This is a genomic window from Sphingobacterium lumbrici (assembly GCF_006476045.1).
Taxonomy (GTDB): domain Bacteria; phylum Bacteroidota; class Bacteroidia; order Sphingobacteriales; family Sphingobacteriaceae; genus Sphingobacterium; species Sphingobacterium lumbrici.
Window position 1 is genome coordinate 17696 of sequence record NZ_SRZY01000005.1, and the last position, 13592, is coordinate 31287.

The following is a 13592-nucleotide window of genomic DNA, read 5'->3' on the forward strand; positions in this document are numbered from 1 at the left end:
GCTGATACCGTATTTGTCGTTTCGGCGATGCGATGATGCAGTGCGCAGCTCTTAGGCCGCTACCGCTCTGTCCAACGGCAAGGGCTGAGATCTGCTTGGCTGAGTGCTAATTGTAAGCTTCTGCAACGCATCATCTGCTGCCTGCACGTCCAAATCCGCTAAGGCCGTCTTTTTTCAATTCAGCTCAAGTATAAAGTAAATATTAATAATAAATGCACTACCCTTTCTTACACGACAAACGTCGCCTGTGAAGCTTTTGGCAATAGCATTGGGAGGCACTGTCCCTACGGCCAAAAGGTTCGAGCGACGATTTTTTCCTTCTTTTTATAAAAAAAGAAGTCGCCCTGCGCCGGCGAAAGAGGCGCAAAAAAACAGATTAAAATAAACCTTCTTTTATTATAAACAATCCGCAGTCCCACTTTATGAACCCGGGTGAGATGCTTTCACTGAAGATAATTCGCCAAAAATGCGGTATATGCAGCCGATCAATATGCAACAACTTGGATATAATCGGCTTAATAATTGGAAATCGAATATATTTCCAACATAAAATTATCTAAGTTTGTTACTTAATATTCTTATCTGTATATGTTTAAAAAAATATCCTGTTATTTAGGTGTTGCATTCGCTTTTGTTAACCTAAATGAGAGTAAGGCCCAACAAGAAACCTTGCTGTTGCGTAATCCGAGTATAAGTCAGACACACGTTTCCTTTGTGTATGGAGGTGATATTTGGGTTGCTGATAAAAGCGGTCAAAACCCAAGACGACTTACCGTAAACCCCGGTGTAGAACAAAATCCGGTATTCTCTCCTGATGGATCACAAATTGCCTTTACGGGTAACTACGACGGTAATACAGATGTGTATGTCGTGCCCGTGGTAGGAGGCGAGCCTAAGCGGATCACTTTTCATCCTTCTTCGGATGTGGTAAGAGGTTGGCTAAATAACAGCGAAATCTATTTTACCACGACACGTGAATTTAACTATTCTTTGGGGTCACGTTTATACAAGACAAATTTGCAAGGGGAGTTGGCTACACCATTGCTGATGCCAGAGGCATATCAAGGTTCTCCTTCGCCCGATGGCCGATACTGGGCTTATATCAAAAACAGTGATCCCACTGAACGGGATCGTGTTGCATTTAAGCGTTATAGAGGCGGAGGCATGCCGTCTGTTTGGATTTTTGATACCAAAACCAAAAATGTAGAAATTATTCCGGGTGAAAGATGTAACGATGTAAAACCGATTTGGTTAGGCAATAAGGTGTATTTCTTGTCCGATAGGGATAAAATTGTGAATATTTTCAGTTATGATATAAAATCAAAGAAGATAGAAAAATTGACAGACTATACCGATTACGATGTACGTACATTGCAGGGAAATGGCAACGAGCTGACCTTTGAATATGCGGGACGCATCCATATTTTGGACGTAAATACTAAGAATGTAAATTCGTTAGCCATCGCTGTACATGCAGACGCGTTGTACAAACGAACGCATTATGTGAATCTGAGTAGAGACATCCGAGGTTTTAGTATTTCTCCGACGGGACAAAGAGCACTATTTGAAAGTCGGGGTGAAATTATTTCTGTACCGAAAGAAAAGGGTGATGCCAGAAATATTTCCAACGCAGCAGGGAGTCATGAACGCTTTCCGGCCTGGTCTCCAAACGGAAAATGGATTTCGTATTTATCTGATAAAAATGGAAAATATGAATTGGTTCTTCGTGACCAAAAGGCCGTGGCAGAACCTGTGTATGTTGATTTAGGAGCAGGACCCTTTTATTTTCAGCCGAAATGGTCGCCCGATAGTAAGAAATTGTTTTTCAACGATGCGCATCTTAACTTATACTATGTAGATGTGATCAGTAAAAATGTCACGTTGGTTGATTCGGATAAACTAGGATCTACATTGGGCCGTACCCGTAATCACTTTGAATCAGCATGGTCTTTTGATTCCAATTGGATAGCCTACTCCAAATCGTTAATTAACGGTGTGAATGCGATTTTTATGTACGATCTGGAAAGCGGGAAAAGCCATCAGATCACTGACGGGATGAGTCAGGCAAGTAGTCCGACTTTTAGTAGAGATGGTAAATATCTTTTCTTTGCAGCAAGTACCAATACGGGATTAACTAATTCCGGATTACACATGAGTGCCTATGAGCGTAGTCCTAATTATAGCGTATATGCCTTTATTTTGTCGAAAAAAACACCATCTATTTTCAAGAACGAAAGTGATGAAGAAACAGTAAAAGAAGATAAAGCCCCAGAACCAAAAAAAGAGGATAAAAAGGACGAAAGTAAAAAGAAGGACGATAAAAAAGATACAGCTGAAGAAAAAGTAGCGGCCAAAACATTGGAAGTAGATTTTGAAGAGATCAACAATCGCATTGTAGCCTTACCTTTACCTGCAGGTTACTATAGCTTGGATGGTAGTGTAGATAAGATGCTGACATACCGCCGAGGAGGTACATTAGGTGTATACGACCTTGATAAGTTGGAGAATAAAGTATTGATCGAAAATGTGAGGGGATTTGAAATTAGTGCCGACGGTAAGCGGATGATCTATTCCAATGGTAAAGATTATTTTATCGTGCCTGCCGGACAGAAACCCGGGCCGGATAGCGGTAAGTTAAATATAAGCGACTTTAAATATGAGGTCGATCCTGCTGCGGAATGGAAGCAGGTGTTTAATGAAGTATGGTCACTCCAGAAAGACTTTTTCTATGTGGAGAATATGCACGGTGCCGATTGGGCAGCCATCAAAACCAAATATGAAAAATTCCTACCCTATGTCAATCACCGTTCCGATTTAGGGTATTTGCTCAACGAAATGATGGGCGAGATGGTGGTTGGTCACAATTACATTTATCCGGGAGATGAACCATCTACACCATCGGTAAGCACGGGTGTATTGGGAGCTGATTTGGAAGCTATCAGCGGAGTGTATAAGATTAATAAAATATTCACCCGCTTAGATTGGAACCCGGCATTTAAAGCGCCATTGGCAGAACCCGGGTTGAATATTAAAGAAGGAAGCTATATTGTAGGGGTAAATGGCGTTAAATTGGATGCTTCGGTAAATATTTATAAGTTATTGGAACAACAGGTAGATAAGCAGGTGATGTTGCGTATCAATTCGAAGCCAACTTATGAAGGAGGAAAGGATGTTGTCGTGAGGCCAATTTCTTTTATGGATGAAATTGCATTGAGAAGAATGGATTGGGTAGAAAGCAACCGAAAGAAGGTAGATCAAATGAGTAACGGACAGATCGCTTATGTATATATGCCGAATACGGGGCCGGAAGGTTATACCTATTTTAACCGTTATTATTTCTCTCAAATGGATAAAAAGGCCCTTTTAATGGATGAGCGGAATAATGGAGGGGGGTCTGTAGCAGATTACGTTATTGATCTTTTGTCCCGTGAACTGATTGCAGGTTGGGGTATCCGTGATGGCAAAAGTTTTACCACACCAGGCAATGGAATTTATGGTCCTAAAGCCATGATCATTAATGAGAATGCGGGATCAGGAGGAGATATGATGCCGTATATGTTTCGATTCAAAGGTCTAGGTAAGTTAGTTGGCCGCACGACAATGGGAATTTTAGTCGGTATTTCGGGGTATCCGCCGTTATTGGATGGAGGACGCATTACCTCACCAAACTTTGGTGTATTTGATCTTAACGGGAATTATATCATTGAAAACGAAGGTGTAGCTCCTGATATTTTCGTTGAACAAATGCCTAAGGATTTATTGGAAGGCAAAGATCCGCAATTGGAAAAGACAGTTCAGCTTCTGTTGGAAGAAATGAAAACGTATCCGTATCGCGAAATCAAAAAGCCAGCGGATCCGATCCGCGTCAATTAAAAAAGAAATCGGGGGCAAATCTGCCACATTTTTACCATCGTTCTTGCAAACCGGAAGAACGATGGTATTTTTTTAAAAAACTGCTATCTTTAGATTATGAATGAATATACAGCATCACCAAATTCGCCATGGAAGTCACTTTTTGTTTTAGTGGGAATTACCATCGGGCTAAGCATTGCGGTGCAGATGATTGTTCTCATAGGCAATATTATCATTACCGGAGATTGGGAAACGATCATTAAAGATAGCAATTCGATTTATACCAGCAATAGTAACCCTACCTTTTTATATTTATTGCTGGCGAGCAGTTCGGTTGGTACATTTTTATTGCCGGCAATCTTCTTGCAAAAAATAGAGGGCTATTACACCTATTTCCCGGTAAAAGAAATTGGCAATATAAAAAGCTATGTATTAGCTGCAGCATTAATATTCGCTTTTGCGCCGTTGATGCAACTTATTGGGGAGTGGAATAGGGGTATGCAATTGCCGGATTCTATGGTTGGGTTAGAAAATTGGATGCGTGCACAAGAAGATAACATGGCCGTCCTTACGGAGAATATTATCATGGTGGATAGTATAGGTTTGTTATTGCTCAATATCTTGGTTATGGCGGTATTACCTGCCATTGCCGAGGAATACTTTTTTCGTGGATCACTTCAGCATATTTTTCAACGGGTATTCAAAAATCATCATATCACGGTTTGGGTAACGGCAATTATATTTAGTGCCATTCACGTGCAGTTTTATGGTTTTTTCCCGCGCTTGATACTGGGTGTATTTTTTGGATACATGTTGGTTTGGTCACGTAATATCTGGATCCCGATTATTTGTCACTTTTTGAACAATGCATCGGTTACAGTATTGGCATATATATATACTAGACAAGGGAAAACCTACACAGATCTGCAAGCGAGTGAAAGCTATCCAATAATTGTGTATCTTGGCAGTTTAGTACTTACAGCTGCAATAGGCTGGTATTTTTATAAACATGTACATCAAAATAGAGTAATAGATGGAGAAAGGTTGGATCAAGATCAAATCGTATAACAACGCTATTGAAAGCGAAATCGTAAAGCAAATGCTGGAAGAGAACGGGGTAGAAGCGGTGTTGCTAAATAAGCAGGATTCTTCCTATTTATTTGGAAAAATAGAATTATATGTACGACAAGAACATGTACAGCAAGCAGAAACCTTAATCGGGGACTATGGTACAACGTCTTATAATCCAGAAGATGTTAACTAGAGCCATTACCGGATTTTTTTTTATAGCCGTTTTGATTGGAGCTATATTATTAGGCCAATATAGTTTTGTTGTATTTTTTAGTTTGCTAGGTACATGGTGTCTGTTTGAATTTTACGGCATGGTGAAAAGCGTTGTCGTGCGACCCCATATCATCGTCGGATTGGTCACTGCTGCGGTACTGGGAAGTCTAGTAAGTCTGTATTGCCTCGGCATTATTCCATTGAATATGGTGTGGTTGTTCCTGCCGCTGTTTTCTGCGGTATTTATTGTATCCTTATTTCAAAAACATGCACAGCCATTTCATGATATTGCGTACACCTTTCTAGGCGTGATATATGCGAGTTTTCCCTTTTTATTCTTTCTTTCATTAGGGTTTATTAAAGGCGAATACAATCCTTATATTCCCTTGGGTTTTATGCTAATTTTATGGTCTAATGATACCGGGGCATATCTGGCAGGAAGGAGTTTTGGTAAGCGTAAATTATTTGAACGTATTTCGCCCAATAAAACATGGGAAGGTTTCATTGGAGGTATAGTGTTGGCCTTTTTTGTTGCGCTCAATCTGGCGCAATACTTTGGTTCATTGCAAAAATGGGAATGGGCAACCATGGCCATCATTATAGGTGTTTTTGGAACTTTGGGAGATTTAGTAGAGTCCATGCTTAAACGTAGTCTTGGTGTAAAGGATTCGGGTAAGATACTACCGGGACATGGCGGTTTATTGGATCGTTTTGACGGATTGTTGATTGCTGCACCATTGGTGTTTATTTTTCTGTTACTCATTCAATAATTAGTATATGATTATTCGCTCATCTACATTTTCATTTCTCAGAAACCTCAAAAAAAATAACTCAAGGGAATGGTTTCAAGAACATAAAGAGGAGTATGATCTTGCTAATCAGAATGTAAAAGAATTTATTGAAGGCATGATTCAGCGGTTGTCGGAGTTTGACCTGCAGATCAACACTGATATCAAAGCGTCTAAATGCCTGTTCAGAATTTATAGGGACATTCGTTTTTCGAAAGATAAAACACCTTATAAAAGCTGGTTGTCGGCAGGTATATCTATTGATGGCCGTAAATTAGATGGACCGGAATATTATATTCACATTGAATCGGGGAATAATTTTTTAGCCGCGGGTTATTGGAGACCTAAAAAGGAGCACTTGGATGCGATCCGTCAGGAGATCGACTACAATGCTACCGAATTTGTCAATGCCCTGGCCGCAGGAGGCTGGAAACCGGAGGATTTATCTCAGGAAGACAAATTGGTACGTCCGCCGGCTGGGTATGATCCTAACGATCCCAATATCGAATTATTGAAACTCAAGAGTTTTATTCTTTATAAGCAGTTTTCCGATGAAGAAATGCAAAGTGCGGATGCCTTAGATCAGATTATTAATACCTGCAAAGATATCTATCCGTTTAAGGTATTCATTCATGAGGCCATTGACAGTTAGAAATGCGAATTCGCAAATCTGCAAATTCGCAATACCTGCATGCGGCAGGAAAGCGTTAGTAAGGAAAACTAATCTTACCCATACAGATTGCCGGAGAATTTTTAATATTATCGACATGTTCTGGATTTCCGGCTACCGTTTCGTTTGCGAGCAGGGCAAATAGACAAGCTTCTTTCGCATCGGGATTCATGTTTATTTGTTGCATGGATCCGATTTTCATCAAAGAAAGATCCTGACGGATATTTTCCATCAGCAGTGGATTGTGAATGCCACCTCCGCTAATATATACGGCTACATTTTCAAGCCCTTCTGTCACTTTCACAATAGCTGCTGTAATAGCTTTTGCCGAAAAGACATTGAGCGTAGCTAAGATATCCGGATGGCTTAGCGAGCTTGTATTTGTTTCTTGTTGTACCCGGCTTAAATAGTCAAGGTTGAACAGCTCCGGTCCCGTTGTTTTCGGGAAGTCCTGCTGTAAAAATTCTTCGGACAGTAAGGCCGACAGTAATTCATAATGGATGGTGCCCTGTTTCGCAATCTCCCCATCCTTATCCATTTCTCTCCCGTAATGTGTCGCCACATATTGGTTCATCATTGTGTTGCCCGGACCAATGTCTGTTGCGAAAGACTTTAACACACTGTGTGTATGGGGTAAAAAGGTGAAGTTCGATATTCCACCAATATTTAGTAGAATGCGGTTTTCTACGTTGTCTGTAAATAATAAATAATCGCCATAAGCTGCTAAAGGAGCACCTTCACCTCCCGCAGCAACATGCTTTTGTCTGAAATCCGATATTGTAATGATCCCAGTATGAACGGCGATGTGGTCCCCGTCACCGATTTGGAGCGTACTATTAGGAAGAGACAGGTCTTTAGTTAATATCTGCGGTGCATGAAATACGGTTTGACCATGGCTTGCAATAAGATCTATCCGGCTAGCCTCCATATTCCATTCGTTTAAAGCTTGGTTGACCAAACCAGCGTGTTCAATACCGATAAATGAATTTAAACCGCATAGTAACTGTTGGTCGATTTCTCTTTTTGCAAAAACACCGCGTATTTTTTTACGAAAATCAGCGGTATATTCCAACGTCGCAAAATGAAGAAGGTCAAGGAGGGTGTTCCTTCCGCTATTCCGGATGCGGCAGAGTGCAATATCCAATCCATCTAGGGAGGTGCCCGACATTAAACCTATGATTAAGCGTTCGTGTTTATTACTGATGTCGTAGAGCTTTTGGACTTGTGTATTCATTCCATAAATATAAAAACCAGAAACTATTATTTGTTAAAAAAAGCAATTTTATCTAAGTTTGGAAAAAAACAAAAAAAATGAATTTTCCAGCAGAATTAAAGTACACAAAGGATCACGAGTGGATTCGTGTAGAAGGTGATGAGGCTGTAATTGGTATTACAGACTTTGCACAACGTGAATTAGGCGATATCGTATTTGTCGATATCAATACTGTAGGAGAGGAAGTGGCAGCAAATGAGGTGTTTGGTACAATCGAAGCCGTGAAAACTGTTTCAGATTTATTCATGCCAACTACAGCTACAGTGGTAGCAATCAATGATGCAATTGATGCTTCTCCTGAATTAGTAAATTCTGATCCCTATGGAGAAGGATGGATTATCCGTGTGAAATTAACAAACCCGGCAGATATCGAAGGTTTGTTATCTGCAGACGATTACAAATCAGAAGTAAATGCTTAATTAATAAGGATTTTAACATAAGAGGCCTTTCAATTTTTTGAAAGGCCTCTTATGTTATGTAAGAATAGTCTTATTGCTTTACCTCTCTTAATTCCATAGTAGATTTAACTTTTGATCCTTGAACATCCATTTCAATTGCGACATTAGAAGTCTTCGTGAAAAAAGTTTTTGAATCCAAGACGTAATACCCCGTTGCGGTACCAATAGAATTGCCATTCGCATCGGTGTATGTTCCAGAAACGGCAATACGGTACCCATCCGCTGTTTTCTCTGCTAACGTGTTAGTTGTTGTACCCTTGGCGCCTAACTGTTCTAATTCAATTTCTGAACTCCAAGACTCTCCGATCGCAATTTCATGTTCTGGGAAAGAAACGGACATTCCTTGGATACTACCCTTATCAAATGCTTCTTCAGGGACATTTGGAAAATCCATACTGACGACCTTTCCTTTTTTGTCCATCACGATCGAAAGTGTGTTTTCCAATAGCGGTTTGAATTGGGAGGCCATCATTTTCTCCATTTGGTTTTCTGCTGTTTTTTCAGAATCATACGACATCGTCATCATTCCGGCACTGATGTCTGTACGTATTTTAGCATATTTGGATTCGTATGTTATCGATTCAGAAGTAACTTCTGTTGCTGTCATTGTGAAACCCATGTTTATATCCATAATTATACTTTGTGGATCTTCGATATCCGACTTCATGATCATTTCATACGTTTTCGTTTCCCCCTTTTGAGGAGCTAAACGCAGTAATACTTTTTCTTGGGCGTGGGCAGAAATGATAAAACAGATTAGTAGTAGTGTGGAGGTTAATTTTTTCATAAATAAATTTATAGTGTGTTAATGTGGGAATATAGCGTTTTTTAAGTGCATTTACAATTAAAGTGAGATACCATCTCCTTTACGAAAGGCTTGGGGAGCGATGTGGTACATCTCTTTAAAGCATTTGGTGAAATATTTTGGAGAGTTGAATCCGATTCGGTCTGCTATTTCTGAAATATTGAGTTCCAGATGATGTCTAAGCATATAGGCACCACGTTTCAGTCGGATGGTCATAATAAAGTCGAGGGGGGATTGGCCAGTTATAGCTTTCATCTTTGTGAATAATTTGGTCCGGGCAATCCCCATTTCACCAGCCAGCATATTGACATTGAACTCTACATTGTCCAAATGCTTCTCTATGACCTCCATCACTTTGTCTATAAATATTTTATCTATATTGTTAGTAGCTAGCATTTTGGGGTCGGCTTTGGTATGCGTGCCAAATCTCTCCTGAAGCATGATTCTGTTATTGATCAGGTTGTTACATCTAGATAGCAGGATGTTGATATTGAACGGTTTAGATATATAGTCGTCGGCTCCGGTCTTTAACCCTTCGATGGTATGTTCCGCTGCAGTCTCAGCAGTAAGCAGTACGACAGGTATATGGCACAGCTCGATGTCGTTTTTGATGGCACGGCACAGCTCTATGCCCGACATTTTGGACATAATTACATCACTCAGTACCATATCAGGCTGCTCCGCTTTTACTTTTTCTAGCCCTTCGGCCCCATCAGAAGCGGTAATAACGTTGTAGAAAGGATCGAAGATCTTGAATAGCATCTCTCCTAAGGACTGGTTATCTTCCACTATCAGGAGTTTATATCTCCTTTGTTTCAGTAGATTGTCATTGTCGCGTATTTCCTGATCCCTCACCAAGGGTTGTTGCAGCTCTAATTCTAATCTTGCGATATCTAATTTTACAATAGTTTCTTCGGAGGTGTCGCTGATCTGATCAGGTCTGAAATGGGCGGTGCCAGCCTTCAGGTATATACAGAAAGTGGTACCTTCTTTTGGTCTGCTTAATACTTCTATGCGTCCATGATGCAACTCTACAATCCCTTTAGTAAGGGCTAGGCCTATACCTGTACCGGAGGCTGACGGGAGAAAATCCAGTTGTTCGGTTTGATAAAATCGGTCGAATATTTTTTCGATATTCTCCGGGGATATCCCTATACCATTATCCGTTACTTCGATAAGGACCTCTTCTATCCGATTGCGGACAGATATTACGATTTGACCACCTTCTTGGGTGTATTTGAGGGCGTTAGATATGATGTTGTTAATTACTTTTTGCATCTGTTTGGTATCATACCATATCTGGATATCATCGTGGGTCTTTTCGAATTTGAAATTAATATTGCGTTGTATGGCGTGCTCTTGAAACAATAAGTAGTACATGTGTACGAAGTCTACAATATTGTGCTGTTGAACTTTGATCGTCATGTATCCCTGTTCTTGCTTTCTAAAGTCCAGTAATTCATCAATGAGTTCGCGCAATTGGAGGCAATTTTTGTAAACACCCAGTATCTGATTGTACACGGTAGGCGAAAATGATCTTAATTGCAGTAACATTTCGGTCTGTCCGATAATGAGTGTTAATGGCGTACGAAATTCATGGGAGATATTTGTGAAAAATCGAAGTTTGGCGAGATTCATGCTTTCGATGTTCTCGACATGTTTTTTCTCGTATTTGAGTGATTCTTGCAGTTTGATACGTTGTTTATATGTCTTGATGAGATAATAGGCCAGAGCGGCTAAGCAGACTATATAAAGCAGATAGGCTGTCGTCGATCTGTAGAAGGGAGGAAGAACCTTTATCTTGATCCTGTTTTCGGTAACCAGTTGAGAGGTTTTGTCTCTGGCTTGAACCACTAGTGTATACGTACTCGGACTCAGATTGGTATAGGTAATGGTATGTTGTTTGTTTAAGCTTGCCCAAGAATCTGAGAAGCCCTCTAAACGGTAGAAGATATCATCCTCACCAAAAGGGATGTAATCAGTATTAGCATATTCTATGCTAAATACACTTTGGTCCGGACCAAGTGTAATGTGTTCTATCGCGGAGAGGCTCTGGGAAAGTATACCACTTTCATCTCCGACAAATACCTCCTTGTCATTGACAATAAGTCGGTTGGGGAAGATATCGTATTGCCGAGAACGTTGCTGAACATCTTTTTTATTAAAGGAGATCATCCCGTCTATCCCGCCCACAAAGATGTCGTGGTCCTTAGTCTGATAAAGTGCGTTTTCTTTCAGTAAAGCCAAAGGGAGGTTGAGGTAGTTGCTGCATTTTTTTGAGGGTAGATCCAAAAAAGACAATCCTTTGTCCGTGGTCATCAGTAATCTATTGGCATCTATTTCGATGATATTGTAGATCATGCTGCTAGGAAGTCCATTGTGCTGCATGTTAAATTTTTCAAATTTTTCGTTGGCTTGGTTATACAGCATCAATCCATTGTCATTGGTGCAAAACCATAATCTATGCTGACTGTCTTCAAATATGGAGTTGATATTGTTGCTGTTAAACCCATCTTTGATGCTAGGGTTGTATTTATAGACTTTTAGGGTTTGTGTCTCAAAATTGTAGGCACAGGCACCGTTCTTGTCGTTTGTAATCCAAAGTATTCCTTGATGGTCAATGAGTAGGCCTATGGTCTCGTTGGTAGCCAGCAGGTCGCCTTCATTTTGTAATAGTAATTTACATTTTCCGTTTTGTGGGTTAAATACTGCGATCCCATTTTTGGTCGCTAATAGAAGACTATTCTTGTAGGGGATGATATCCATTATGATATCAGAGGGGATGGACATTGGGTCCTGCGTGTCATGTTTGTAGTGTGTAAAGTGTCCACTCCGGATATCCAATTTATTGAGACCACCCATATGTGTACCTAGCCACATGATGTCTTGCTTGGCATCATAGTAAATGGACTTTACATTATTATGCGATATACTATTTTGTCCCTTATTAGATTTATACCATTGAAATGTATTGGTCTTGCGGTTGTATGTATTAAGACCGCCGCCTTCGGTACAGATCCACAGGTTGTTATTCTTATCTTCGATCATCCTACTGATAATGCCTGAACTCAATCCATAGCCCTCTTTGGACGATTGCCTATACTCGTCGTATACCTGCTTCTCCGGATTGAAGTAGTTTACACCACCAAAATAGGTGCCCGCCCATATTGTATTTTGCTTGTCGCAGTAGAGGCTCCAGATAGAAGAATGGGTGGGCATATTGGGTTGACCTTTTCGAGGGTGACGTACAAACTGCCCTTGTCGTCTATCATACTTGGTTAGGCCATTAAATGTGCCAATCCAGACGTTTCCTTGTTGATCTTCACAGGCCCGTTGTGTAAAGTTGGAGGAGATTGTAGCCTCATTTCCTTCTATACTTTTGAAGTTGTGTATGGTACCATTTTGTATCAGATATAGACCCACTCCATCCCGGCTATTCGTTACCCAATAATGTCCAGCATGGTCTTTGAATATGTCTGAAATATTACCTTTTGGGATAATGTGTTCTAATTTGTTGTTGGCAAAAGCATAGAGCCCAGCGTTACTGGTGCCGATATATAAAGAGTCGTTGTCAATATGTATCGCGCTGATCTTACAGCGCTTATCCGGCAATTGGTAGAACGGTTCAAATTTATGACCGTTGTATCTGAAGATTTGATTCGCCTCAGCAATGTAGAGGTGTGTTTTGAAAAACATGCTGACAGCAGGTCTGTTCAGGATAGTTGTAAATTTATCTTCCCGGATGTTGTATGCCGATACGCCGCTTATCGTATTGATATAGATTGTACCGTTCTGGTCTCCTACTATTTGCTCGATGCTATTATTGGTTAGGCTATTGGGATTGTCTTTTTCGTGTTTGTAGATACGGATGCTATTGCCGTTATATACGCTGATACCATTTTTGGTACCGAACCACATCAGACCCCTTTCATCCTGATAGATTGCCATGACCGAATAATGGGAAAGACCTTCATTAGCAGTCAGATGGTTGAAAATGATTCCTTGTGCCTTTCCTGTAGAGCAGTTAAAAAAAAACAGATAAAGCATTACATAACAGAATCGGAAGTCCTTCATCGCTTATTCTTGGTTTATTATAGATTGGGATGTAATCAATATTGTGGAAGTAAATTTACTATTTTATTTTTTAGATTAATGAATAAATGGCGGTATATACCGAAAATTGCACTTTTTCAGATTAGTAAATCAAGAGTAAGGGTTGGAAATAAAGCTAGCATTGAGGTCTGGCAGAGCCAGGTGGTAAATAGATCTTGATAAGATAACTGTATCGTCTAACCTTTCTATATGATTAGGGCATAAGGGTTACTTCGGCAGGGGTAAAATTTATCCAAAAAAGGGTGTCATTTGTACATTGTTCTCGGCAGTACGATTTTTCCCTCTGAGGAGCCTTTATATGTATTTTTGGCACCCGTTATTCTCCAATGCTCGCTTAACTTTGGTTTTA

9 protein-coding genes are annotated in these 13592 nt (G+C 40.2%); 6 read left to right on the plus strand and 3 right to left on the minus strand.

Annotated features, from left to right (window positions below):
* The first annotated feature begins 588 nt into the window (after positions 1 to 588).
* The 5 genes from E4F24_RS01215 to E4F24_RS01235 all read left to right on the plus strand — a co-directional run bounded on the left by E4F24_RS01215 (position 589) and on the right by E4F24_RS01235 (position 6576).
* Positions 589 to 3873 carry a S41 family peptidase gene (locus E4F24_RS01215; RefSeq protein ID WP_140936786.1) on the plus strand — a complete coding sequence of 1095 codons (3285 nt, stop codon included), beginning with the start codon at positions 589 to 591 and terminating at the stop codon, positions 3871 to 3873.
* Between the two features lie 96 nt (positions 3874 to 3969).
* A complete protein-coding gene (locus tag E4F24_RS01220) occupies positions 3970 to 4920 on the plus strand; it encodes a CPBP family intramembrane glutamic endopeptidase (RefSeq protein ID WP_140936787.1) in 951 nt (316 codons plus the stop codon).
* Positions 4886 to 5116 carry a putative signal transducing protein gene (locus E4F24_RS01225; RefSeq protein ID WP_140936788.1) on the plus strand — a complete coding sequence of 77 codons (231 nt, stop codon included), beginning with the start codon at positions 4886 to 4888 and terminating at the stop codon, positions 5114 to 5116. Before E4F24_RS01220 ends, E4F24_RS01225 begins: the two co-directional genes overlap by 35 nt.
* Positions 5106 to 5906: a phosphatidate cytidylyltransferase gene (locus E4F24_RS01230; protein ID WP_140936789.1), complete on the plus strand. Its 801-nt coding sequence runs from the start codon at positions 5106 to 5108 to the stop codon at positions 5904 to 5906. The genes E4F24_RS01225 and E4F24_RS01230 overlap by 11 nt, the downstream gene beginning before the upstream one ends.
* 7 nt (positions 5907 to 5913) lie before the next feature.
* Complete coding sequence (locus E4F24_RS01235; protein WP_140936790.1) at positions 5914 to 6576, plus strand: DUF2461 domain-containing protein; 663 nt, start codon at positions 5914 to 5916, stop codon at positions 6574 to 6576.
* Between the two features lie 55 nt (positions 6577 to 6631).
* On the opposite strand, the gene E4F24_RS01240 is transcribed toward E4F24_RS01235, so the two are convergent.
* Entirely contained in the window at positions 6632 to 7828 is a 1197-nt protein-coding gene (locus E4F24_RS01240) for an anhydro-N-acetylmuramic acid kinase (RefSeq protein WP_140936791.1), read from the minus strand.
* Between the two features lie 77 nt (positions 7829 to 7905).
* Here E4F24_RS01240 and gcvH point away from each other — a divergent pair, with 77 nt between their 5' ends.
* Positions 7906 to 8286, plus strand: a complete 381-nt coding sequence (gcvH, locus tag E4F24_RS01245) for a glycine cleavage system protein GcvH (RefSeq protein WP_140936792.1) — start codon at positions 7906 to 7908, stop codon at positions 8284 to 8286.
* A gap of 70 nt (positions 8287 to 8356) precedes the next feature.
* Here gcvH and E4F24_RS01250 read toward each other — a convergent pair whose 3' ends face one another.
* Positions 8357 to 9112 (minus strand): DUF6263 family protein, encoded by a 756-nt coding sequence (locus E4F24_RS01250; protein WP_140936793.1) that lies wholly within the window; start codon positions 9110 to 9112, stop codon positions 8357 to 8359.
* A 57-nt stretch (positions 9113 to 9169) separates the two neighbouring features.
* Positions 9170 to 13204 (minus strand): hybrid sensor histidine kinase/response regulator transcription factor, encoded by a 4035-nt coding sequence (locus tag E4F24_RS01255; RefSeq protein WP_140936794.1) that lies wholly within the window; start codon positions 13202 to 13204, stop codon positions 9170 to 9172.
* Between the last annotated feature and the right edge of the window lie 388 nt (positions 13205 to 13592).